This window comes from Kitasatospora sp. Xyl93 (assembly GCF_055383135.1).
This window is the reverse complement of sequence record NZ_AP029185.1, coordinates 5,430,001-5,454,165: the sequence shown is the minus strand read 5'-3', so window position 1 is coordinate 5,454,165 and position 24,165 is coordinate 5,430,001. Positions and strand designations below refer to the sequence as shown.

Below are 24,165 nucleotides of genomic sequence, written 5' to 3'. Positions count from 1 at the left end.
CCGCTCGTCGGTCCGATGGGTCACGGATGGATCAAGCATCCGATTTCTCACCATATGAGCGGATCACCATTTCTGCCCCTCAGCTTGCACCCCACGCCCCGCCCCACCTCCTCCCCCTCCCTCCGCCCCCACCCCCACTTGTCAGTCCCACCCGGCACCATGGGGGCATGGCGCCCCAGCACCCGACCCCGCCCGCCCACGACCCCCTGGCCGGCTTCGCCCCGGCCACCCGGGCCTGGTTCACCGGTGCCTTCTCCGCCCCCACCGCCGCCCAGGCCGAGGCCTGGCAGGCCATCCAGCGGGAGACGGACGTCCTGGTGGTCGCCCCCACCGGCTCCGGCAAGACGCTGGCCGCCTTCCTCGCCGCCCTCGACCGGCTCAGCAGCACCCCGCCCCCCGCCGAGTCCAAGCGCCGCTGCCGGGTCCTCTACGTCTCACCCCTCAAGGCCCTCGCGGTGGACGTCGAGCGGAACCTGCGCGCCCCGCTGGCCGGCCTGCGCCAGGCCGCCGTCCGGCTCGGCCTGCCCGAGCCCGAGGTCCAGGTCGCCATCCGCTCCGGCGACACCCCGGCCGCCGACCGCCGACGCTTCGCGACCCACCCGCCGGACATCCTGATCACCACCCCCGAGTCGCTGTTCCTGCTGCTCACCTCCGCCGCCCGGGACGCCCTGCGCGGCGTGGACACGGTGATCCTGGACGAGGTGCACGCCGTCGCCGGCACCAAGCGCGGCGCCCACCTCGCGCTCAGCCTGGAGCGGCTGGACGAACTGCTGGACCGTCCGGCCCGCCGGATCGGCCTGTCCGCGACGGTCCGCCCGGTCGACGAGGTGGCCCGCTTCCTGAGCCCCCAGCGCGGCGCCACCGTGGTCCAGCCCGCCGCCGCCAAGGACTTCGACCTCTCGGTGGTCGTCCCCGTCCCCGACCTGGACGACCTGCCCGCCGCCCCGGCCACCGGCGGCGCCGCCGGCAGCGACCCGCAGCGGCTGGGGGCACCTCCCGGCCGCCAGGCTGGGGGCGCGTCCATCTGGCCGCACGTCGAGGAGCGGATCGTCGACCTGGTCGAGGCGCACCGCTCGACCATCGTCTTCGCCAACTCCCGCCGCCTGGCCGAGCGGCTGTGCAACCGGCTGAACGAGATCGCCCACGAGCGCGCCACCGGCACCGCCGTCCCCGAGGCGCACGCCCCCGCCGAGCTGATGGGCGGCTCGGGCGCGGCCAAGGGCGCGCCCCCGGTGATCGCCCGGGCGCACCACGGATCCGTCTCCAAGGAGCAGCGCTCGCTCGTCGAGGAGGAGTTGAAGGCGGGCCGGCTGCCCGCCGTGGTCGCCACCTCCAGCCTGGAGCTGGGCATCGACATGGGCGCCGTCGAACTGGTCGTCCAGGTCGAGTCCCCGCCCTCGGTCGCCTCCGGCCTGCAGCGGGTCGGCCGGGCCGGCCACCAGGTCGGCGCGGTCTCCACCGGCGTCTTCTTCCCCAAGTACCGGGGCGACCTCGTGCAGTCCGCGGTGGTCACCGAGCGGATGCGGGCCGGCCGGATCGAGGCGCTGCGCATCCCGCGCAACCCGCTGGACGTGCTCGCCCAGCAGCTGGTCGCGATGACGTCCCTGGACGCCTGGCCGGTGGACGACCTGCTCGCCGTGGTCCGGCGCGCCGCGCCCTTCGCCTCCCTCCCGCAGTCCGCCTTCGACGCCGTGCTCGACATGCTGGCCGGCCGCTACCCCTCGGACGCCTTCGCCGAGCTGCGCCCCCGGCTGGTGTGGGACCGGGTGGCCGGTACGGTGACCGGCCGCCCCGGCGCCCAGCGGCTGGCCGTCACCTCCGGCGGCACCATCCCCGACCGCGGCCTGTTCGGCGTCTTCATCGCCGGGACCGACCCGAAGAAGGGCGGCGGCCGGGTCGGAGAGCTCGACGAGGAGATGGTCTACGAGTCCCGCGTCGGCGACGTGTTCACCCTCGGCACCACCTCCTGGCGGATCGAGGACATCACCCACGACAAGGTGCTGGTCACCCCCGCCCCCGGCGTCCCCGGCCGGCTCCCGTTCTGGAAGGGCGACGCCCTCGGCCGGCCGCTCGAACTCGGCCGCGCCCTCGGCGCGTTCACCCGCGAACTGGGCGCCCTCCAGCCCGAGGCCGCCACCGAGCGGCTCAAGCAGGCCGGCCTGGACGACTGGGCGGCCGCCAACCTGCTGGACTACCTGGCCGAGCAGCGCACCGCCTGCGGCCACCTCCCGGACGACCGCACCATCGTGGTCGAACGCTTCCGGGACGAGCTCGGCGACTGGCGGATCGTCATCCACTCCCCCTTCGGCGCCCAGGTGCACGCCCCCTGGGCGCTCGCCCTCGGCGCCCGGCTGCGCGAGAAGCACGGCCTGGACCCACAGGTCATGCACGCCGACGACGGCATCGTGCTCCGCCTGCCCGACGCCGACCTGCTCTCCCTCGACTTCGACTTCAGCGCCCCCGCGGAGCAGTCGGCCCCGGACGAGGCCCCGGTCGGCGCCGACGCCGCCCTCTTCGACCCCGGCGAGATCGAGCAGCTGGTCACCGACCAGGTCGGCGGCTCCGCCCTGTTCGCCTCCCGCTTCCGGGAGTGCGCCGGCCGCGCCCTGCTGCTCCCCCGCCGCAACCCCGGCCGCCGCACCCCGCTCTGGCAGCAGCGCCAGCGCGCCGCCCAACTGCTGGAAGTCGCCTCGGAGTACGGCTCGTTCCCGATCGTCCTGGAGGCCGTCCGGGAGTGCCTGCAGGACGTCTTCGACGTCCCCGGCCTGGTCGAGCTGATGCGCGATCTGGAGTCCCGCGCCGTCCGCCTGGTCGAGGTCACCACCCCGGAGCCCTCGCCGTTCGCCCGCTCGCTGCTGTTCGGCTACGTCGCCCAGTTCCTCTACGAGGGCGACTCCCCGCTCGCCGAGCGCCGCGCCGCCGCCCTCTCGCTCGACTCCCGGCTGCTGTCCGAACTCCTCGGCCAGGCCGAGCTGAGCGAACTGCTCGACCCTCAGGTGCTCACCGAGCTGGAGGCCGAGCTCCAGCGCCTCACCCCCGAACGGCGGATCAGGGACGCCGAGGGCGTCGCCGACGCCCTGCGCCTGCTCGGCCCGCTCAGCGAGGCCGAGTTGACGCTCCGCGGCGCCGAGCCGCTGTGGGCCCTGGAGCTGGAGGCGGCCCGCCGGGTGATCCAGGTCCGGATCGCCGGCGAGCGGCGCTGGGCCGCGATCGAGGACGCCGGACGGCTGCGCGACGCCCTCGGCACCCCGCTGCCGGTCGGCGTCCCCGAGGCCTTCACCGAGCCGGTCAAGGACCCGCTGGGGGACCTCATCGCCCGCCACGCCCGGACCCACGGCCCGTTCACCGCCGCCGAGGCCGCCGACCGCTACGGCCTGGGCACCGCCGTGGTCACCGGCACCCTGCACCGCATGACCGCCGCCGGCCGCCTCGTCCAGGGCCAGTTCCGGCCCGCCGGAAGCCACACCGACCCCGAGTGGCACACCGCCGCCGAGTGGTGCGACGCCGAGGTGCTGCGCCGGCTGCGCCGCCGCTCGCTGGCCGCGCTGCGCCAGGAGGTCGAACCGGTCCCGCCGCGCGCCCTGGCCGCCTTCCTGCCCCAGTGGCAGCACCTGGCCGGCCACCGGCTGCGCGGCCCGGACGGCCTGCTGCGGGTGGTCGAGCAGCTCCAGGGCACCGCCCTGCCCGCCTCCGCGCTGGAGAAGCTGATCCTCCCGGCCCGGCTCGCCGACTACTCCCCCGGCCTGCTGGACGAGCTGATGGCGGCCGGCGAGGTCGGCTGGTGCGGGGCCGGCGCCCTGCCCGGCAAGGACGGCTGGCTCAGCCTGCACCTCGCCGAGAACGCCCACCTGCTGCGCCCCGAGCCCGTCCCGCCCGCGCTCACCCCGGTGCACAGCGCCCTGATGTCCGCGCTGGCCGGCGGCTACGGTCTGTTCTTCCGCCAGCTCGTCCAGCAGCTGCCGGAGGGGACGGCCGAGCCGGAGGTCGTCGAAGCGCTCTGGGACCTCGTCTGGGCCGGTTACGTCACCAACGACACCCTCGCCCCGCTGCGCGCCCTGCTCGGCTCCGGCCGGACGGCGGGCGCCACCGCCCACCGCGCGCCCCGGTCCACCCCGCGCGGCCGCTACGGCGGCGCCGGCCGGGCCTTCGGCCGGGTCGGCGGCTCCCTGCGCAGCGGCCCGCCGACGGTGGCCGGCCGCTGGTCGCTGCTGCCCGCCTCCGCCGCCGACCCGACGGTCCGGGCCACCGCCCAGGCGCAGAGCCTGCTGGACCGGCACGGCCTGCTCACCCGGGGCACGGTGGCGGCCGAACGGGTGCCCGGAGGCTTCGCCGGGGTGTACCGGGTGCTCGCCGCGATGGAGGAGCGCGGCCGCGCCCGCCGGGGCTACTTCGTCGAGGGCCTGGGCGGCGCCCAGTTCGCCATGGAGGGCGCGGCCGACCGGTTGCGCTCGGTGAACGGCCGGCTGGAGCGGGCCCGGGCCGCCGAGTGGCCGGCCGCCCCGGCCGCCGAGCCGCCGCAGACGCTGGTGCTGGCCGCCGCCGATCCGGCCAACGCCTACGGCGCCGCCCTGCCCTGGCCCGAACCGCCCGCCTCCCCCGGCGGCAAGGAGTCCACCGCCCACCGCCCGGGCCGCAAGGCGGGCGCCCTGGTGGTCCTGGTGGACGGCGAGCTGGCGCTGTACGTCGAGCGCGGCGGCAAGTCCCTGCTGGCCTGGCCGGAGGACGGGGCCAGCCGGGCACTGGCGGCCGGGGCGCTCGCGGCCGCCGTCCGGGAGGGGGCGCTCGGCAGCGTCACGGTCGAGCGGGCCAACGGCGAGCCCGCGCTCGGCTCGGCCCTCGGCCACGCCCTGGAGGAGGCCGGCTTCCACGCCACCCCGCGCGGCCTGCGCCTGCGCCCCTGAGCCGGGGCACCGAAAGCCGGAGGCCGCGGGGCCGAGAACCCCGCGGCCTCCGGCCACGTCGAATCACCCGTTCGGCGGGGGCTGCGCCTGCGCCGGTGCCGCCGGCTCCGCGCGCCTGCGCCGGGCCGGTCCGGTCTCGCTCCAGTCGGCGTGGACCGGAATGAGACCGAGTCCCCAGCCGCCGGCCGCGAGCAGCCCCAGCACCGCACCGTCGGTCAGCTGTCCCCGGACCGCCAGGAGCCACCAGGCGACCCCGGCCGCCGAGACCACCAGGACCCACCGCACCGGACGCCGTACCCGGAGGAACAGTCGCACCCTGGCCCGTATTCGGGCTCTCGGGCGCGTCTGCGCGTCTGTTCGCACGACCGCCCTCCCTTCGCTCGCCCCGGGCAGGGGCGCCCGGGAGTCGAGGCCGGGATCAGGCGGCGACCACGTCCATCGCGGCGGCCTTGGGCGACATGTTCGCCCGGTCGGTGCCGGGGGCGGGCAGCGGAACCGGTTCGAGCACCGGCCTCAGCAGATCACCTTCGGAGAGGGTGGCCATCGCCGCAAGTTCGGCGAGCGACAGTTCGTCGCTGACCTCGCGCATGACCTCGGACATCCGGACGTCGAGTGCGTCGCAGATGGCGGAGAGCAGCTCCGAGGAGGCCTCCTTCTGTCCCCGCTCGACCTCGGAGAGGTATCCGAGCGAAACCCTGGCGGCCGCCGACACCTCGCGGAGTGTGCGGCCCTGGCGCTGGCGCTGCCGACGCAGTACATCGCCCAGTAGGCGACGGAGCAGGATCATCGGTGCCTCCCTCCTCGGACTGCGGATCGAGATGTCACGTCCCCACCGTACCGCCTTGCCCGCTTCGCGTGCGGGGACCCTGGTCGTGTTCACTCTGGGCTGCAAGGCCGTCCCCCTCCTCGTTCCGGTGTCGCACCCGGGTTCGCGGGCCCCTCGTGGTACCCGTAGCGACCCACCCGGTCACCGTCACGCAACTCGTTCGCCACCTGGTTTCTGCCCAACCAGGGTGTTGGATGTAACACGATCCTCCAGCTGTCCCATGCCCGCGCGCCAGCCCGGCAGATCTCGGTTCGGTGGAGATCCCGCCCCGGCGGCCTCCTAGCCTACGAACCGACCGACCAGCAGCTCCAGCGCGGCGGTCACCGCTTCGTGACGGATTGTGGCACGACCCCCCGACAGCAGGGGTGAACTGACCAGGGTTCCACCCGGGCCGGCGACCGCCAGGTGTACGGTGCCCACCGGCTGCCCGTCCTGCGGGTCCGGCCCGGCCACCCCGGTCGTCGCGAGCCCGTAGGTGGCCCCCAGCAGTCCCCGTACGCCCTCGGCCATCTGTCGGACCACCACCGGGTGGACCGGCCCGTACACGTCCAGCAGGCCCTCGTCCACCCCGAGCACCGAGGCCTTCAGCTCGGTCGCGTACGCGGTGACCGAGCCCCGGAAGGTCGCGGACGCGCCGGGGACGTCCACCAGCGCGGCGGCCAGCAGACCCCCGGTCAGCGACTCGGCGACGGCCAGCGTGCCGCCCTCGGCCCGTAGCGCGGCGTGCGCCCGCTCGGCCAGTTCGTAGTCCCGCTCCGCCACCCGGTCCCCCCCGTAGCTCAGCGGCCCGGCCGCGCCGCGGCCCGCCCCTCGCGGCGCAGTCGCAGCGCCTGCCCGATGTAGTCCAGCGCGGTGCCGACGGTCAGCAGCACCGCCAGCCCCATCAGCACGGCCCGCCCGGTGGCCAGCCAGCCGGTCAGGTCCAGTACGTACATGCCGACCGCGGTGCCCTGGGTCAGCGTCTTCAGCTTGCCGCCGCGGCTGGCCGGGATGACCCCGTAGCGGATCACCCAGAACCGCATCAGCGTGATGCCGAGCTCGCGGGAGAGGATCACCACGGTGACCCACCAGGGCAGGTCGCCGAGCAGTGAGAGGCCGATCAGCGCCGAGCCCATGATCGCCTTGTCGGCGATCGGGTCGGCGATCTTCCCGAAGTCGGTGACCAGGCCCTTGCGCCGGGCCAGTTCACCGTCGAACAGGTCGGTGATCATCGCGATCGCGAACGAGGCCCAGGCGACCGAGCGCCACTTGGGGTCGTGCCCGCCGTCGGCGAACAGCAGCACCACGAAGACCGGCACCAGCAGCACCCGGACCATCGTGAGCACGTTGGCGATGTTCCAGACCCCCGGGGTCGACGGCGCCGCGGCCACCGGTCTGCCCGGGTGGGCCGCGGCCGGGGCGCCTGGCCCCTTGGTCATTCCCCGGCTCCCGAGGCCTCGGCCCCCGCGGTCCCGGGCACCCGCACCTGCTCCAGCGCCTCGGCGATCAGGTCGACGCCCTCGCTGGCGACCACCTTGGCCCGCCAGAACTGGCCGACCCGGGGGGCCTCGACACCCGTGAGGGTGGTCAGGCCGTCGGTCTCCGGGGCCTGGTGGGCGGAGCGGCCCTCGACCACGCCGTCCTCGATCGACTCGATCAGCACCTCGACCTCGGTGCCGATCCGCTGCTCGGCCCGCTGGGCGGTCATCTCCTCGGCCAGCCGGCTCAGCCGGTCCAGCCGGTCGGCGATCACGTCCTCGGCGAGCTTGCCGTCGTAGGTCGCGGCCTCGGTGCCGTCCTCGTCGGAGTAGCCGAAGACGCCGATCGCGTCCAGCCCGGCGTGCGTGACGAAGCGCTCCAGCTCGGCGAAGTCCTCCTCGGTCTCGCCGGGGAAGCCGACGATGAAGTTGGACCGGGCGCCGGCCTGCGGGGCCTTGCCGCGGATCGTCCCCAGCAGCTCCAGGAACTGGTCGGTGGAGCCGAAGCGGCGCATCCGGCGCAGCACGGCGGGCGCGGAGTGCTGGAAGGACAGGTCGAAGTAGGGCACCACATCGGTGGTCCCGGTCATCGCGTCGATCAGGCCGGGGCGCATCTCGGCCGGCTGGAGGTAGGAGACCCGGACCCGCTCGACGCCCTCGATCGCGGAGATCTCGCCGAGCAGCGTCTCCAGCAGCCGGATGTCGCCGAGGTCCTTGCCGTACGAGGTGTTGTTCTCGCTCACCAGGACGATCTCGCGCACGCCCTGCCCGGCCAGCCACTGGGCCTCGTGCAGCACGTCGGAGGGGCGGCGGGAGATGAAGGAGCCGCGGAAGGCCGGGATGGCGCAGAAGGAGCAGCGCCGGTCGCAGCCGGAGGCGAGCTTGACGGAGGCGACCGGGTTGTCGTCCAGCCGCTTGCGCAGGGTGCGCGGGCCGGAGGCCGGGGCGACGCCGTCGGGCAGGTCGGCGATCGGCTCGGCGGCGGCCTCGGCGCCGTGGCCGGGCAGGGCGACCGCCTCGGCGGCGGTCTGCCGCTCGGCCGGGCTGATCGGCAGCAGCTTGCGGCGATCGCGCGGCAGGTGCGGGGCGTGGTGGCCGCCGGACAGGATGGTCTGGAGGCGGTCGGAGATGTCGGCGTAGTCGTCGAAGCCGAGGACGCCGTCCGCCTCGGGGAGGGCGTCGGCGAGCTCCTTGCCGTACCTCTCGGCCATGCAGCCGACGGCGACGACGGCCTGGGTGCGGCCGTGCCCCTTGAGGTCGTTGGCCTCCAGCAGGGCGTCCACCGAGTCCTTCTTGGCGGCCTCGACGAAGCCGCAGGTGTTGACGACGGCGACGTCCGCGTCGGTGGCGTCGTCGACGAGCAACCAGCCGTCGGCTTCCAGTCGCCCGGCGAGTTCCTCGGAGTCCACCTCGTTGCGGGCGCATCCGAGCGTGACAAGGGCGACAGTGCGGCGTTCAGGCATAGGGCCAAGATTAACGCGCGGGCTCCGGTGCCGTTCGCCCCGGAGGCCGCGCGCCTCGGATCAGCTGATCATCGGTGGACCTTCCGACCCCTGTGGTCAGCCTGCCTGCGGGTCTCCGGGGGTGTACGTGACGTGCACCACCTGGCCGTCCTTGCCGAGGAGGCCGAGGTCCTTCCCGTTGACGTACGCGTGCACGGCCCCGCCGTTGCCCAGCACCAGCTTGATCTGCTTGGGGTCGGTGAAGGTCTGGTCCTGGCCGCTGCTGATGTTGTTCTGGAACAGCGACTTGCCGGTGCCGTCCATCGCCGATACCCAGCTGGTGCCCTCGGCGACCAGCTTCACGGTGACCTTGTCGGCGGGGACGGCGGCGATCGCGGCGGCGCTCGGCGCGGGCGCCGGCGGCTGGACGGTGGGCGTGGCGGCGGGGGCCACCGAGCCGGTCCCGGAGCCGCTGGGCAGCGGCGCGCTGGCCGAGCCGGTGGTGCCGCGCCCGTCCTTGCCGCTGACCAGGTTGAAGCCGATCAGCGCGACCACGGCGACGATCGCGGCGACCATGGCGGCCGCCCAGTTCGGCCGGCCGCGGCGGGGCACCTTGATCGGGCCGCTGTCGATCAGCTGGGTCGACGGGCGCCTGGCGGCGGGCGAGCCGCCGTGCGCGGCGTCGTACCGGGCGACCAGCGCCTCGCCGTCCAGGCCGACCGCCCGGGCGATCAGGCGGATGTGCCCGCGGGCGTAGAAGTCGCCGCCGCAGCGGGCGAAGTCGTCCTCCTCGATGGCATGGACGATCGGCACCCGCACCCGGGTGGCGGTACTCACCTGGTCCACCGTGAGTCCCGCGTCGATCCGGGCGGTGGACAGCATCCGGCCGATGCTCGGGGCATCGGCCGCCTGCACCACGTCGTCGGCCGGCTCGGGGGACGGCATGGTGTTCTCGCGATCGGAGGACTTGCCGATGGTCACGGGGCACGCCTTTCGAGCGGATGGCCACCTGCTGGGGAACAGTCTAGGGGCGGGGGCGGATCGTTTCTCAAGCGGAACGGGCCCGAATGCGCATACCCGTTCTCACCGGGGTCCGACACTCCGCTGACGGGACGTCGGCGGAGCCGCGTGTGGGTCCCGGGGTCCGCTTTCCGCCGTGTGACGCGGTGTACGCACGTTCGGTTCCCCGCACGCCGCCTACCCTCCACCGAACGAGTGACACCTCGGTCAGGACACGGCCCGGGCCCCGCTCGGGCCCGGGCGGTCAGCCCCGAAGGGTGATCAGCACCCCGTCCAGCTCGTCCGGCTTCACCAGCACGTCGCGGGCCTTGGAACCCTCGCTCGGGCCGACGATCCCGCGCGACTCCATCAGGTCCATCAGCCGGCCCGCCTTGGCGAAGCCGACCCGGAGCTTGCGCTGGAGCATCGAGGTCGAGCCGAACTGGGTGGAGACCACCAGCTCGGCCGCCTGGATCAGCAGGTCCAGGTCGTCGCCGATCTCCTCGTCGATCTCCTTCTTCGGCCCGCCCCCGACCATCACGTCGTCCCGGTAGACGGCGGTCAGCTGGTCCTTGCAGTGCTGCACCACCTTGGCGATCTCCGCCTCGGTGACGAACGCGCCCTGCATGCGGATCGGCTTGCTGGCGCCCATCGGCAGGAAGAGCGCGTCGCCCTTGCCGATCAGCTTCTCCGCGCCGGGCTGGTCCAGGATGACCCGGGAGTCGGCCATCGCGGAGGTCGCGAAGGCCAGCCGGGACGGCACGTTGGCCTTGATCAGGCCGGTGACCACGTCCACCGAGGGCCGCTGGGTGGCGAGCACCAGGTGGATGCCGGCCGCGCGGGCCAACTGGGTGATCCGGACCACCGAGTCCTCGACGTCGCGCGGCGCGACCATCATCAGGTCGGCCAGCTCGTCGACGATCACCAGCAGGTACGGGTACGGCGTCAGCTCGCGCTCGCTGCCCAGCGGCGGGGTGACCTTGCCGGCCCGCACCGCCGCGTTGAAGTCGTCCACGTGCCGGAAGCCGAACGCCGCGAGGTCGTCGTAGCGCATGTCCATCTCGCGCACCACCCACTGGAGGGCCTCGGCGGCCTTCTTGGGGTTGGTGATGATCGGCGTGATCAGGTGCGGGATGCCCTCGTACGCGGTCAGCTCGACCCGCTTGGGGTCGACCAGCACCATCCGCACCTCGTCCGGGGTGGCCCGGGCGAGGATCGAGGTGATCAGGCAGTTGATGCAGGAGGACTTGCCCGCGCCGGTCGCGCCGGCCACCAGGATGTGCGGCATCTTGGCGAGGTTGGCCATCACGGTGTGGCCCTCGACGTCCTTGCCCATGCCGACGACCATCGGGTGCGGGTCCTCGGCGGCCGTGCGCGAGCGCAGCAGGTCGCCGAGGTTGACCATCTCGCGGTCCCGGTTGGGGATCTCGATGCCGACCGCGGACTTGCCCGGGATCGGGCTGATGATCCGCACGTCCGGGCTGGCCACCGCGTACGCGATGTTCTTGGCGAGCGCGGTGATCCGCTCCACCTTGACGGCCGGGCCGAGCTCGACCTCGTAGCGGGTGACCGTCGGGCCCCGGGTGAAGCCGGTGACCCGGGCGTCCACCTTGAACTCGGCGAAGGTGCTGGTGAGCTGGGCGACCACCTCGTCGTTGAGGGCGCTGCGGGCCTTGGCCGGGCCGCCGCGCTCCAGCAGGTCGAGCGAGGGCAGCGCGTAGGTGACGCCCTCGCCGAGCTGGAGCTGCTCCATCCGCACCGGCGCCTCGCCGTGCCCCTCGGGCGCCCCCACCCCGCCGCTGCGGGCGGCCGGGACGGCGGCCTCCTCCGGCGGGGCGGTCCGGTCCTGCACCTGGTGCATCATGTCCGCCACCGCGGAGGAGGCGGGCACGCCGTAGACCAGCGCGCCGTCCAGGTCGGCCGCCGCGCCGGCGGCGAGGTTGCGGGTGGCGTACGGGTCCGGCGGCTCCTTGTCCAGGGAGATCCGCTCGGCGTCCCCCGGCTCCTCGGCCGGCTTGCGCCGGCGGCGGCGCCGGCGGGCGGCCACCTCGTCCGAGGGGTCGTCACCGTCGGAGTCCACGGTGAACGGCAGCGCGTCGGGGTCGGCGTCCTCCGGCGGGTCGGTGGACAGCTCGCGCTCCGGCGTGCGCCCCCAGTGCCCGTCCTCCGGCCCGGGCTCGACCACCCCGAGCCGTACACCGATCGACCGCAGCCGCTCCGGGATCCGGTTGACCGGGGTCGCGGTGACCACCAGCAGGCCGAAGAAGGCCAGCAGCAGGAGCAGCGGAACGGCGAGGGCGGGGCCGGCGGCGGCCATCATCGGGGTGGACGCGGCCCAGCCGATGATCCCGCCGGCCGCCCTTATCCGGGAGGCGCCGCTGCCCATCATGGGCGCGCCGCAGCCGATGTGGACCAGGCCGAGGACGCCGACCAGCAGCGCGCTCAGCCCGATCATGATCCGGCCGTTGGCCTCCGGCAGCTCCGGGTGGCGCCAGAGCCGGATCGCCATCGCGGCCAGCAGGAACGGCACCAGCACGTCGAGCCGGCCGAACAGCCCGGACACCACGGCGGTGGCCGCCTCGCCCAGCCAGCCCTGCGGGCTGAACCAGGTGCCGGCCGCGGTCACCAGCGCGAGCGCGAACAGCAGCAGGCCGACGCCGTCCTTGCGGTGGGCCGGGTCGAGGTTCTTGGCCCCGTCGCCGAAGCCCCGGAAGATCGCGGCTATCGGGCTCGCCAGCGCGTTGAGCGCGCCCATCAGCACCGACCTGGACGGTTTCGGCGGGGGCGCGGCCGGCCTGGCCGCCGTCTTCTTCGCGGGAGCCGCCTTCTTCGCCGCCGCCTTCTTCGCGGGCGGCTTGCCCGGGGTCTTCGCCGCGGCCTTCTTGGACGGACCCGGACTCGTCTTACGTGCTGCGTTCCCGGGCGTGCGAGTGGCCATGGGTCAGCAGCCTACCGGGGCGGGCGACCACTGCACATGCGCCCGAGTCCGGGCGCCCGGACGTGTCGCCGACACACCGTCACCCTGATCCTGATTCACCCGGTCGCCGCGTCGGACCACCCGGACGGGTGAACCGCCGGCGGGGGATCAGGAACTGCCGGGGCGCATCGCGTCCAGGGCCCGGCGCAGCGCCGCCAGCTTGCGCTCCAGGTGCGCGGCGGTGGCGGCCGCCCCGGCGTCCTCGCCGCCGTCCAGCTGCTTGCCGAGCGCCTCCGCCTGCTCCTCGACCGCCGCCAGCCGGGCGGACAGCTCGCCCAGCAGCACCCCGCCGAGGGACTGCCCGTCGCCGCCCTCCTCCAGTTGCAGGCGCAGCAGCGCGGCCTGCTCCTTCAGCTGGCAGTTCTTCGCGTACAGGTCGACGAAGACGGAGACCTTGGCGCGCAGCACCCACGGGTCGAAGGGCTTGGAGATGTAGTCCACCGCACCGGCCGCGTAACCGCGGAAGGTGTGGTGCGGGCCGTGGTTGATCGCGGTCAGGAAGATGATCGGGATGTCCCGGGTGCGCTCGCGGCGCTTGATGTGGGCGGCGGTCTCGAAGCCGTCCATCCCCGGCATCTGGACGTCCAGCAGGATCACCGCGAAGTCGTCGGTGAGCAGCGCCTTGAGCGCCTCCTCGCCGGAGGCCGCGCGCACCAGCGTCTGGTCCAGGGCCGAGAGGATCGCCTCCAGCGCCAGCAGGTTCTCCGGTCGGTCGTCGACCAGGAGGATCTTGGCCTTCTGCATCAGGGCTCGCCCTCCTGTCGCCTGCCTGCCGCTCGGTGCAGGCACCCGCGTACCGCCCACCGCTACCCCGGTCATGCTAGCCGCACCCCCTCGCCCGGCACATCGCCCCGTCGTGACCCGATCCGGAGCGGCGCGCAGCCAGTGCTCCGGCGCACGCTCAGCAGCGTGTCGCCGTCCGGTCACTGTTCGCAACGATCGGTGACCCTACCCGGTTCCCGGGCCCGACCGCCAGCAAGCCGACCGCCGGGCCGGGGTGAACCGCAGGGTCCGGTCCGGGTTCACGCCTCCCCGTGCGGTCACGCGCGGTCCCCGTTCAGCCACTCACGCATGACCGACAGCAGGTGGTCGGTCTCCACCGGCTTGGTGATGTGGTCGGTGGCCCCCGCCTGCAGCGACTTCTCGCGGTCGCCCTTCATCGCCTTGGCGGTCAGCGCGATGATCGGCAGGCCGGCGAACTGGGGCATCCGGCGGATCGCCTCGGTGGTCGCGTAGCCGTCCATCTCCGGCATCATGATGTCCATCAGGACCAGCGCCACGTTCTCGTGCTGCTCCAGCATCTCGATGCCCTCGCGGCCGTTCTCGGCGTACAGCACGGTCAGGCCGTGCTGCTCCAGCACGCTGGTGAGGGCGAACACGTTGCGGACGTCGTCGTCCACGATCAGCACCTGCTGGCCGTCGAAGCGCCGGTCGCCGTTGACCGGGCGGGGCGGTGCGGGCTCCACCGTCCGGGGCCCGGCGGCGCTCTCCAGGGCGGCGGCGCGCCGGCGCTCCACCGCGCCGCGGCGGCGCTCCTCGGCCAGCTCGCGGACCTCCTGGGCCCAGTGGTCGGCCGGGTTCTCGCCGACCGGCACCGGCAGGCCCACCGGGGTCACCCCGACCGAGGCGCGGGCCGCCAGGCCGTTCGGCGCGGTCTGGCGCGGCTCGCCGGCGCTCTCCGGGCCCTCGGTGCGCAGCGGCAGGTAGAGCGTGAAGGTGGAGCCCTTGCCCAGCTCGCTCTCGGCGTGGATCTCGCCGCCGAGCAGCCGGGCGATCTCGCGGCTGATGGACAGGCCGAGGCCGGTGCCGCCGTACTTGCGGCTGGTGGTGCCGTCGGCCTGCTTGAACGCCTCGAAGATCTCCCGCAGCTTGTTGCCGGGGATGCCGATGCCGGTGTCGGAGACCGCGAAGGCGATCAGCTCGTCGTCCGGGCCCTGGATCGAGCCGGACTCCAGCAGCCGCTCGCGCACGTGCTGCGGGACGTCCCGGCCGGCCGGGCGGATCGAGAAGTCGACGGCTCCGGCGTCGGTGAACTTCACCGCGTTGGAGATCAGGTTGCGCAGCACCTGTTGGAGCCGCTGCTCGTCGGTGTGCAGGGTGACCGGCAGGGCGGGCGAGACCCGGACGGCGAAGTCCAGGTTCTTGTCCAGCGCGACCGGCTGGAAGGTCGCCTCGACGTAGTCGACCAGCTGGACCAGGGCGATCCGGGCCGGGCGGACGTCCATCTTGCCGGCCTCGACCTTGGACAGGTCGAGGATGTCGTTGATCAGCTGGAGCAGGTCGGAGCCGGCGCCGTGGATGGTGTCGGCGAACTCGACCTGCTTGGGCGAGAGGTTGCCCTCGTTGTTGTCGGAGAGCAGCTTGGCCAGGATCAGCAGCGAGTTGAGCGGGGTGCGCAGCTCGTGCGACATGTTGGCGAGGAACTCGCTCTTGTACCGGGAGGCCAGGGCGAGCTGCTCGGCGCGCTCCTCCAGGACCTGCCGGGCCTCCTCGATCTCGCCGTTCTTGATCTCGATGTCGCGGTTCTGCTGGGCGAGTTGCTCGGCCTTCTCCTGCAACTCCTCGTTGGTGCGCTCCAGTTCCTCCTGTCGGGCCTCCAACTCGGCGGACCGCATGGAGAGTTCGGCGGTGAGGCGCTGGGACTCCAGCAGCAGGCCCTCGGTCTTGGTGTTGACGCTGATGGTGTTGACGGTGACGCCGATGAGGTCGGCGATCTGGTTCAGGAAGTCCAGCGCGACGGTGGTGAAGGAGCTGAAGGTGGCCAGCTCGATCACGCCCAGCAGCCGGCCCTCGAACAGCACCGGCAGCACCACGATGTGGGCCGGGGAGGCCTCGCCGAGCCCGGAGGCGATCTTCAGGTACCCGGGCGGCGCCTCCTTGAGGATGATCGCCCGCTTCTCCACCGCGGCCTGGCCGATCAGCGACTCGCCGGGCCGGAAGGTGGTCGGCATCGCCCGCCGCTGGTAGCCGTAGCTGCCGATCAGGCGCAGCACGGTGTCGTTCTCGTCGTCGTCCTCGGTGATCAGTTCGGCGGTGCGGCCGGCCGGCTGGGCGAGGAAGAAGGCGCCGTGCTGGGCGGAGACCACCGGGGTCAGCTCGGTCATGATCAGCGAGGCGACCGCCTCCAGGTCCCGGCGGCCCTGGAGCAGGCCGGAGATCCGGGCCAGGTTGGTCTTGAGCCAGTCCTGCTCCTGGTTGGTGCGGGTGGTCTCGCGCAGGTTGGCGATCATCTGGTTGATGTTGTCCTTGAGCTCGTCGAGCTCGCCCGCGGCGTCCACGTCGATCCGCAGGCTCAGGTCGCCCCTGGTGACCGCGGTGGCGACCTGGGCGATCGCGCGCACCTGCCGGGTCAGGTTGTTGGCCAGCTCGTTCACCGACTCGGTGAGGTCCTGCCAGGTGCCGTCCACGCCGGGCACCCGGGCCTGGCCGCCGAGCCGTCCGTCGGTGCCCACCTCGCGGGCGACCCGGGTGACCTCGTCGGCGAACGCCGAGAGCTGGTCGACCATGGTGTTGATGCTGGTCTTGAGCTGGAGGATCTCGCCGCGCGCGTCGACGTCGATCTTCTGCGAGAGGTCGCCGCGGGCGACCGCCGTGATCACCAGCGCGATATTCCGCACCTGGCCGGTGAGGTTGTTGGCCATCAGGTTGACGTTGTCGGTCAGGTCCTTCCAGATCCCGGCCACGCCCGGCACGCTCGCCTGACCGCCCAGGGTGCCGTCGGTGCCCACCTCGCGGGCCACCCGGGTGACCTCCACCGCGAAGGAGGACAGCTGGTCGACCATGGTGTTGAGGGTCGCGGCGAGCGCCGCCACCTCTCCCTGCGCGTCGATGGAGATCTTCTTGGAGAGGTCGCCGCGGGCCACCGCACCGGCGACCTCGGCGATGTTGCGCACCTGCCCGGTCAGGTTCGACGCCATGAAGTTGACGTTGTCGGTCAGGTCCTTCCAAATGCCCGACACCCCGCGCACCCGGGCCTGGCCGCCCAGGATGCCCTCGGTGCCCACCTCACGGGCCACCCGGGTCACCTCGTCGGCGAACGCCGACAGCTGGTCGACCATGGTGTTGACGGTCGTCACCAGCTCCAGGATCTCGCCCCGGGCGTCGACGGTGATCTTCTTGGAGACGTCGCCGCGCGCCACCGCCGTCGTCACCTCGGCGATGTTCCGGACCTGGCTGGTCAGGTTGTTGGCCATCAGGTTGACGGAGTTGGTCAGGTCCTTCCAGATGCCGGCCACGCCGGGCACGCTGGCCTGGCCGCCCAGGATGCCCTCGGTGCCGACGTCCCGGGCGACCCGGGTGACCTCGTCCGCGAAGGCGCCCAGCTGGTCCACCATCGTGTTGATGGTGTTCTTCAGCTCCAGGATCTCCCCGCGCGCGTCCACCTGGATCTTCTGCGACAGGTCGCCCTTGGCGACCGCGGTCGTCACCTGGGCGATGTTGCGCACCTGATCGGTGAGGTTGTTCGCCATGAAGTTGACGTTGTCGGTCAGGTCCCGCCAGACCCCGGCCGCCCAGGGCACCTGCGCCTGACCGCCGAGCCGCCCCTCGGTGCCCACCTGGCGGGCCACCCGGGTCACCTGCTCGGCGAAGCCGGAGAGCTGGTCCACCATCGTGTTGATGGTGTTCTTCAGCTCCAGCATCTCGCCGCGCGCGTCCACCTCGATCTTCTGCGAGAGGTCCCCGCGGGCCACCGCCGTGGTCACCTGGGCGATGTTGCGGACCTGGCCGGTCAGGTTGTCGGCCATGAAGTTCACCGAGTCGGTCAGGTCCCGCCAGACCCCGGCCACCCCGGGCACCTGGGCCTGACCGCCGAGCCGACCCTCCGTCCCCACGTCCCGGGCCACCGTGGTGACCTGGGCGGCGAACCCGTTCAGCTGGTCCACCATCGTGTTGACGGTGTTCTTCAGCTCCAGCATCTCGCCGGCCACCTCGACGGTGACCTTGCGGGACAGGTCTCCCTTGGCCACCGCCGTGGTCACCTGGGCGATGTTGCGCACCTGGGCGGTCAGCCGGCCCGCCATGGTGTTGACCGAGTCCGCCAGGTCCTTCCAACTGCCGGAGACGCTGCGGACCTTGGCCTGGCCGCCGAGCTTGCCCTCGGTGCCGACCTCGCGGGCCACCCGGGTCACCTCGTCGGTGAACTCGGAGAGCTGGTCCACCAGCCCGTTGACGGTCCGCCCGATCTTCAGGTACTCGCCGCGCAGCGGGTGGCTCACCCCGTTGCTGTGCAGCGAGCGCAGCTCCATCTTCTGGTCCAGGTCGCCCTCGGCGATCGAGGTGAGCACCCGGCCCACCTCGGCCATCGGGCGGGCCAGGTCGTCGATCAGCGCGTTGCAGTTGTCGACCGCCGCCATCCAGGCGCCCTCGCCCGCACCGGTCTCCAGCCGCTCGTTCAGCCGCCCCTCCCGGCCCACCGCGCGCCGGACCCGCGCCAGTTCACCGGTCAGGTGCTGGTTGCGCTCGGCGACCTCGTTGAACACCGCGGCGATCTCGGCCAGCGGCCCGTCCCCCGGCACCGTCAGTCGGCGGCGGAAGTTGCCGTCCCGCATCGCGGTCAGCGCCGACAGCAGCTTGCGCAGCTCGGCGGGCTCCGCACCACGGTTGTGGCTCGCCCGACGGCCGGCCGCGTTCCGCGGCACGGCCCCGGGGCGCCCACCGCGCGGAGCGGGCGGCGTCGTTCCGGTTGCGTCCTTGGTGGCCGAACTCAACGGGCCCCTCCCACATCGTGAACTGTCCGGTGACCGGCCGTGCCGGGGCGGCACGCACCCGGGCACCGGCCCGGCTGGGCTGCGTACCGGCGGCCCTGGACGCGCCGGCACCCAGACGACCGTACTGCTCCCACCGGCCGTCGCGGACCCCCCAGTCTGGCAGCAACGGCGCCGGGTGAACGGCCGGTTGCGCTCGGTTCGTACCGCACCGCCCGAAACAGGTGGGCAGAATCACCCTCTGGTGCCTGTTTCGGCTCCCCGCCCCCACGGGGAACCAAGCGGAAAGTAGGGTGGAGCGCTGCACCGGGCCACGACCCGACCCAGCGCCGCCGCCCACCCCGACGGCGCGCACCGGGAGTCGGCGCCGCACCCCCGGACAGCCAGGGCAAGAGCAGCAGAGGAGAAGTGGCAACGTGGTCACCGCGCGCGCAGCCGCCACCTTCGACCCCGACGGCCGGTCCGCGGCCGCCGCACGGGGCTTCGTCCGGGACGCGCTGCTCGGCTGGGGCCTGCCCGAGGTCGTCGACGACGCCGTCGTGCTGGTCAGCGAACTCGTCACCAACGCCGTCGTGCACGCCGGCACCGCCGCGGAGGTCTGCTGCCTGCGCGAGGAGCAGAGCGTCCGGATCGAGGTCACCGACCACCACCCCGAGCGCGGTCTGCCCTCGCTCGGCCACGGCCCGGTCAACGCCTCCGACCGCTACGCCGACCCGGACGGCGAGGGCGGCCGCGGGCTGCTGATGTGCTCCGCGCTCTCCGAGCGGTGGGGCGTCGAGTACGCGGCCGGCCGCAAGACCGTCTGGTTCCGCCTCGCACTGCCCGCACAGGTGCTCGGGACCCGCTACGCCGTTCCCGCCACCCCCGGCAGCGACCTGCCCAGCGGCCCCGGCCCGGTGCACGTCGCCGTCGTCCAACTCGACGAGGACGGCCGGGTACTGGCCTGGAACCCGGACGCCGAGGCGCTCTTCCAGTACCCCGCCACCACCGTCCTCGGCCGCCCCTGGGCCGACCTCGCGGTCTGGCCGCAGTCACCCGCCCGCGGCCTCGGCCTGACCGACACCCTGCGGATGGCCCGCTGGGAGGGCGGCTACGGCGTCCGCCGCCAGGACGGCCGCGAGGTCGAGGTGTACGGCGTGCAGGTCCGGCTGCGCGACACCGTGGGCGTCCCCTCCACGCTCTGTCTGCTCGTCCTCGAACCCGACCGCGCGGTGCTGCGCTCCCCCGCCCGCGCCCTGCCCGGCGAGCGCCCCGACCCGGCCGGCGCCCGGCTCGACCTGCTGGCCGGCCCGGTCCCCACCGACGACCTGGACACCCTGCTCCAGCGCACCGTCGAACGCGCCCGCGACCTGCTCGACGGCGACGCCGCGTACCTGCTGCTCACCACCGACGACGAGGCCGAGTTCGAGGTCCGCGCCGCCACCGGCCTCACCGCCGGACACCGCCGGCACGCCCGCTTCCCGGTCGGGACCGGCAACCGCTACGACTCCGCCCGGCTGCCCTCCGTCCACGAGGACCTCTCCGCCCGGCCCACCGGCCTGCCCCTGCTCTCCGACAGCGGCATGCGCTCCCTGGTCACCGTCCCGCTCAAGGTCGAGGGCCGGCTGATCGGCTCGCTCGGCATCGCCGCCGCCGTGCCCGGCCGCTACGACAACGAGGACGCGCTGCGCCTCCAGTTCGCCGCGGACCGGGTCGCCCTCGCCGTCGAGAGCACCCGGCTGACCGAGCTCGAACAGCTGCGCCGCGGTTCGCTCTCCTTCCTGGTCGAGGCCTCCGACCTGCTGGCCGGCACCCTCGAACACGAGCAGACCCTCGCGCTGATGGCCCAGATGGCCGTCCCCACCCTCGCCTCCTGGTGCGCCGTCTACACCACCGCCGACCACGCCTCGACGGCCCGGCTCGCCTTCGTCCTGCACGAGGACGAGGACCGCATCGACCCGCTGCGCGACCTGCTCGACAAGACCCCCGCCCCGGAGGCCGGCCCCACCCACGGCGGCGTCCGGTTCTGGGCGGCCCCCACCGAGACCGCCGAGGCCGGCGGCCTCGTCGACAGCCCGGAACTCGCCGGCCTGCTCGGCGAGACCGTCGTCCTCGCGCTGACCGCCCGCAACCGGGTCATCGGCCTGCTGGTGCTCGGCGTCCCGGCCGGCGTCCGGTTCCGCCAGGAGATCCTCGAACTCGCCGAGGACCTCTCCCGCCGGGCCGCCCTGGCCCTGGACAACTCCCGCCTCTACTCCGAGCGCACCGCCACCAGCCAGGCCCTCCAGCGCAGCCTGCTCCCGCCGGACCTGCCGGAGATCCCCGGCGTCGAGGTGGACGTCTACTACCAGGCGGCCGGCGAGGGCAACGAGGTCGGCGGCGACTTCTACGACCTGTTCACCATCCGCGAGGGCACCTACGGCTTCGCCATCGGCGACGTCTGCGGCACCGGGCCCGAGGCCGCCTCGGTCACCGGCCTGGCCCGGCACTCGCTGCGGCTGCTCGCCCGCGAGGGCCTGGACGCGCCGCAGGTGCTGCGCCGGCTCAACGCGGCCATCCTGGACGAGGGCGCGCGCAGCCGCTTCCTCACCCTGCTCTACGGCGAGCTGACGCCCCGCCCGGACGGCAGCACCGAGCTCTCGCTGGTCTGCGCCGGCCATCCGCTGCCGCTGCGGCTGCGCACCGACGGCCAGGTCGACCGCGCCGCCACCCCGCAGCCGCTGCTCGGTGTCATGGACGATCTCGACCTCACCGCCGAGCACCTGGTGCTCGCCCCCGGCGAGGTCCTGCTCTGCGTCACCGACGGCGTCACCGAACGCCGCGAGGGCCGGCGGATGCTGGGCGACGACGGTCTCGCCGAGGTGCTCACCGGCTGCACGGGCCTGACCGCCGGGGCGGTCGCGGCGAGGGTGCAGCGGGCCGTCGAGCGCTTCGCCCCGGAGCCGCCGTCCGACGACATGGCGATCCTGACCCTGCGGGTGCCCACCCAGCGCCAGGTGTGAGCCCCGGCTGACGCAGTCACAAATTGTTATATTCACAATGGTACAAGCGGATCGGGTCGGGTAGACCGATCCCACCGGAGATTCCCTCCGGCGGGGACGTGACCGGCGGCTCTGCGCCGGCCCGTCACTTCCGACGGCCCCTCACTTCCGACCGCAGCCCGCGCACGCTCACCGCCGTGCGCCCTCGGCGCGGTCGCGCGCATCCACTCATCGAGACGACACCACAGCGTCACTGCGCCCTGCGCGCGCCCAGAGTGAAAGGAGCCTCCGGTGAGCAACGACGCTACCGGGGCAACGAACGCCCGCTCCACCGGAGCCGACGCCGGTAGCCTCGGCTACCTCGCGCTCGGTCTCACACTGCTCGCCTACGGCCTGCTCTCCACCGGCGTCCTGCACGGCGCCGGAGTCGGGAGCGCGGCCCACCTCGCCCATGTCCTCGGCGGTGCCACCCTCTTCATCGCGGGGCTCTGGCAGCTCCGCGGCGGCGAGGGCTTCACCGGAACCGCCTTCACCAGCCTCGGCGCCTTCTGGGCGACCTGGTCCGCGGCCGGCGGGGCGGGCAAGAACGCCGCCGGCCTCTTCCTGCTGCTGTGGGCCCTGCTCGCCCTCACCCTCACCGCCGCGAGCTGGGGCGCGAACCTGATCGGGCGCGCCGTCTACGGCCTGCTGACGCTCTCCCTGGTGCTCTCCGCCATCGGCTCCTTCGGCGGCTACGGCGGCCTGGCCAAGGCCGCCGGCTGGATCGCGGCCGTCTCCGGGCTCGCCGCCTGGTACTGGGCCACCTCCGCACTGAGCAACGGCTCCTGGGGGAGGATCGCCCTGCCGGTCAAGTGACCGGCCCGGGAGCGCCGTGGATCAGCCCCGGTTCAACCGACCTGCTCCAGCCGCTCCCCGGCGGTGCCGCGGGGCCGGAACTCCGTTTCGGCGGAGGCCCGGCCCCGTCGGCGTGCCGACAGCGCCAGCACGGCGTAGGCGAGGAGCAGGATCACCACGGCCACGATGCCGTCCAGCCAGAAGTGGTTGGCCGTCACCACCACCACCGCCACCGTCAGCACCGGGTGCAGCACCATCACCCAACGCAGTGAACTGCGCGAGACCCGGATCACCGCGACCGCCGCCAGCACGCACCAGGCGACGTGCACCGAGGGCATCGCCGACAACTGGTCCGCCACCACCACACCGCCGACCGCACCGCCGTACACCGACTGCCCGTACTGGGCGGCCACGTCGACGAAGCCGTTCTCCGGCAGCATCCGCGGCGGCGCCACCGGGACGAACTGCACCAGCAGGCAGACCGCGGTCGTGATCACCACCGTGTTGCGCACCCACGCGTAACGCTCGCGGTGCCGTACGAACACCCAGAGCAGGACGCCGAGCATGACGGCGAAGTGCATGACCGCGTAGTAGTAGTTCGCCAGCCTCACCAGCACCGGGTACGGCGTCACCGCCTTCTGCCAGGAGGCCTCGTCCGGCAGCCCGACCACCTGCTCGGCGTGGTGGATCCAGCTCGCGCGGTCCAGCGCGTGGTCCGTACTCATCACCGAGAGGTGCCCGACCAGTTGCCAGAGCGCGAACAGCGCCAGCAGCGTGCCGGCCTCCCGCAACAGCGAGGACAGCACCGGCTTCCGGCCCTTCGCCATGGCGTACGCGCTCGCATGGAGGCCGATCGCGGCGGCCCCGGCGGACTGCCAGGTCAGGGTCAGGTTCTGCATTGGCAGAGGGTAACGCAAAAAGCCCCTTCCCGGACGGGAAGGGGCTTTTTGGAAAAATTGTTCGGCGGCGTCCTACTCTCCCACAGGGTCCCCCCTGCAGTACCATCGGCGCTGTAAGGCTTAGCTTCCGGGTTCGGAATGTAACCGGGCGTTTCCCTCACGCTATGACCACCGAAACACTATGAAACTGTCAACCGCACACCCGTGGACACGGGCGGGTCGTTGTTTCAGAACAACACAGTGGACGCGAGCAACTGAGGACAAGCCCTCGGCCTATTAGTACCGGTCAACTCCACCCCTCACAGGGCTTCCATATCCGGCCTATCAACCCAGTCGTCTACTGGGAGCCTTACCCTCTCAAGGAGGTGGGAGTGCTCATCTCGAAGCAGGCTTCCCGCTTAGATGCTTTCAGCGGTTATCCCTCCCGAACGTAGCCAACCAGCCATGCCCTTGGCAGAACAACTGGCACACCAGAGGTTCGTCCGTCCCGGTCCTCTCGTACTAGGGACAGCCCTTCTCAACACTCCTACGCGCACAGCGGATAGGGACCGAACTGTCTCACGACGTTCTAAACCCAGCTCGCGTACCGCTTTAATGGGCGAACAGCCCAACCCTTGGGACCTACTCCAGCCCCAGGATGCGACGAGCCGACATCGAGGTGCCAAACCATCCCGTCGATATGGACTCTTGGGGAAGATCAGCCTGTTATCCCCGGGGTACCTTTTATCCGTTGAGCGACGGCGCTTCCACAAGCCACCGCCGGATCACTAGTCCCTACTTTCGTACCTGCTCGACCCGTCAGTCTCACAGTCAAGCTCCCTTGTGCACTTACACTCAACACCTGATTGCCAACCAGGCTGAGGGAACCTTTGGGCGCCTCCGTTACCCTTTAGGAGGCAACCGCCCCAGTTAAACTACCCACCAGACACTGTCCCTGATCCGGATCACGGACCCAGGTTAGACATCCAGCACGACCAGAGTGGTATTTCAACGGCGACTCCACAACAACTGGCGTTGCTGCTTCACAGTCTCCCACCTATCCTACACAAGCCGAACCGAACACCAATATCAAGCTATAGTAAAGGTCCCGGGGTCTTTCCGTCCTGCTGCGCGAAACGAGCATCTTTACTCGTAATGCAATTTCACCGGGCCTATGGTTGAGACA

13 protein-coding genes and 2 rRNA genes (1 of these 15 only partly in view) are annotated in these 24,165 nt (G+C 72.7%); 3 read left to right on the top strand and 12 right to left on the bottom strand.

The features are described 5' to 3' along the window. The first annotated feature begins 167 nt into the window (after positions 1-167). Positions 168-4,901 carry an ATP-dependent helicase gene (locus ACZ5GH_RS24230; protein WP_464335216.1) on the top strand — a complete coding sequence of 1,578 codons (4,734 nt, stop codon included), beginning with the start codon at positions 168-170 and terminating at the stop codon, positions 4,899-4,901. A gap of 63 nt (positions 4,902-4,964) precedes the next feature. Here ACZ5GH_RS24230 and ACZ5GH_RS24225 read toward each other — a convergent pair whose 3' ends face one another. The 9 genes from ACZ5GH_RS24225 to ACZ5GH_RS24185 all read right to left on the bottom strand — a co-directional run bounded on the left by ACZ5GH_RS24225 (position 4,965) and on the right by ACZ5GH_RS24185 (position 18,151). Beyond that, complete coding sequence (locus ACZ5GH_RS24225; RefSeq protein WP_387760780.1) at positions 4,965-5,216, bottom strand: hypothetical protein; 252 nt, start codon at positions 5,214-5,216, stop codon at positions 4,965-4,967. A gap of 103 nt (positions 5,217-5,319) precedes the next feature. Beyond that, positions 5,320-5,688: a helix-turn-helix domain-containing protein gene (locus tag ACZ5GH_RS24220; RefSeq protein ID WP_049660741.1), complete on the bottom strand. Its 369-nt coding sequence runs from the start codon at positions 5,686-5,688 to the stop codon at positions 5,320-5,322. Positions 5,689-6,006: 318 nt separating this feature from the next. Continuing rightward, positions 6,007-6,489: a CinA family protein gene (locus ACZ5GH_RS24215; protein WP_464335215.1), complete on the bottom strand. Its 483-nt coding sequence runs from the start codon at positions 6,487-6,489 to the stop codon at positions 6,007-6,009. A 17-nt stretch (positions 6,490-6,506) separates the two neighbouring features. Continuing rightward, a complete protein-coding gene (gene pgsA, locus ACZ5GH_RS24210) occupies positions 6,507-7,145 on the bottom strand; it encodes a CDP-diacylglycerol--glycerol-3-phosphate 3-phosphatidyltransferase (protein WP_387760782.1) in 639 nt (212 codons plus the stop codon). Next, a complete protein-coding gene (rimO, locus tag ACZ5GH_RS24205; RefSeq protein ID WP_387760783.1) occupies positions 7,142-8,647 on the bottom strand; it encodes a 30S ribosomal protein S12 methylthiotransferase RimO in 1,506 nt (501 codons plus the stop codon). The genes pgsA and rimO overlap by 4 nt, the downstream gene beginning before the upstream one ends. 96 nt (positions 8,648-8,743) lie before the next feature. Next, entirely contained in the window at positions 8,744-9,607 is an 864-nt protein-coding gene (locus ACZ5GH_RS24200; RefSeq protein ID WP_387760784.1) for a helix-turn-helix domain-containing protein, read from the bottom strand. A 283-nt stretch (positions 9,608-9,890) separates the two neighbouring features. Further along, positions 9,891-12,563, bottom strand: coding sequence for an FtsK/SpoIIIE family DNA translocase (locus ACZ5GH_RS24195; RefSeq protein WP_464335214.1), 2,673 nt, complete (start codon positions 12,561-12,563; stop codon positions 9,891-9,893). Positions 12,564-12,710: 147 nt separating this feature from the next. Further along, complete coding sequence (locus ACZ5GH_RS24190) at positions 12,711-13,349, bottom strand: response regulator (RefSeq protein WP_387760789.1); 639 nt, start codon at positions 13,347-13,349, stop codon at positions 12,711-12,713. 293 nt (positions 13,350-13,642) lie between these two features. Then, complete coding sequence (locus tag ACZ5GH_RS24185) at positions 13,643-18,151, bottom strand: HAMP domain-containing protein (RefSeq protein ID WP_464336858.1); 4,509 nt, start codon at positions 18,149-18,151, stop codon at positions 13,643-13,645. A 449-nt stretch (positions 18,152-18,600) separates the two neighbouring features. Here ACZ5GH_RS24185 and ACZ5GH_RS24180 point away from each other — a divergent pair, with 449 nt between their 5' ends. Together ACZ5GH_RS24180 and ACZ5GH_RS24175 are read left to right on the top strand one after the other, a co-directional pair. Further along, complete coding sequence (locus ACZ5GH_RS24180) at positions 18,601-21,288, top strand: SpoIIE family protein phosphatase (RefSeq protein WP_387760786.1); 2,688 nt, start codon at positions 18,601-18,603, stop codon at positions 21,286-21,288. A 270-nt stretch (positions 21,289-21,558) separates the two neighbouring features. Continuing rightward, complete coding sequence (locus ACZ5GH_RS24175) at positions 21,559-22,122, top strand: acetate uptake transporter (RefSeq protein WP_464335213.1); 564 nt, start codon at positions 21,559-21,561, stop codon at positions 22,120-22,122. A gap of 32 nt (positions 22,123-22,154) precedes the next feature. On the opposite strand, the gene ACZ5GH_RS24170 is transcribed toward ACZ5GH_RS24175, so the two are convergent. The 3 genes from ACZ5GH_RS24170 to ACZ5GH_RS24160 all read right to left on the bottom strand — a co-directional run. Further along, positions 22,155-23,000, bottom strand: coding sequence for a phosphatase PAP2 family protein (locus tag ACZ5GH_RS24170; RefSeq protein WP_387760788.1), 846 nt, complete (start codon positions 22,998-23,000; stop codon positions 22,155-22,157). A 59-nt stretch (positions 23,001-23,059) separates the two neighbouring features. Then, positions 23,060-23,176 (bottom strand): 5S ribosomal RNA (gene rrf, locus ACZ5GH_RS24165). A gap of 80 nt (positions 23,177-23,256) precedes the next feature. Then, a 23S ribosomal RNA gene (locus ACZ5GH_RS24160) occupies positions 23,257-24,165 on the bottom strand; it runs 2,211 nt beyond the window's last position.

Coding starts and splice junctions, on each gene's coding strand:
- ACZ5GH_RS24230 (WP_464335216.1), top strand. CDS start 168: ATGGCGCCCCAGCACCCGACCCCGCCCGCCCACGACCCCCTGGCCGGC.
- ACZ5GH_RS24220 (WP_049660741.1), bottom strand. CDS start 5,688: ATGATCCTGCTCCGTCGCCTACTGGGCGATGTACTGCGTCGGCAGCGC.
- pgsA (WP_387760782.1), bottom strand. CDS start 7,145: ATGACCAAGGGGCCAGGCGCCCCGGCCGCGGCCCACCCGGGCAGACCG.
- rimO (WP_387760783.1), bottom strand. CDS start 8,647: ATGCCTGAACGCCGCACTGTCGCCCTTGTCACGCTCGGATGCGCCCGC.
- ACZ5GH_RS24195 (WP_464335214.1), bottom strand. CDS start 12,563: ATGGCCACTCGCACGCCCGGGAACGCAGCACGTAAGACGAGTCCGGGT.
- ACZ5GH_RS24185 (WP_464336858.1), bottom strand. CDS start 18,151: ATGCGGGACGGCAACTTCCGCCGCCGACTGACGGTGCCGGGGGACGGG.
- ACZ5GH_RS24170 (WP_387760788.1), bottom strand. CDS start 23,000: ATGCAGAACCTGACCCTGACCTGGCAGTCCGCCGGGGCCGCCGCGATC.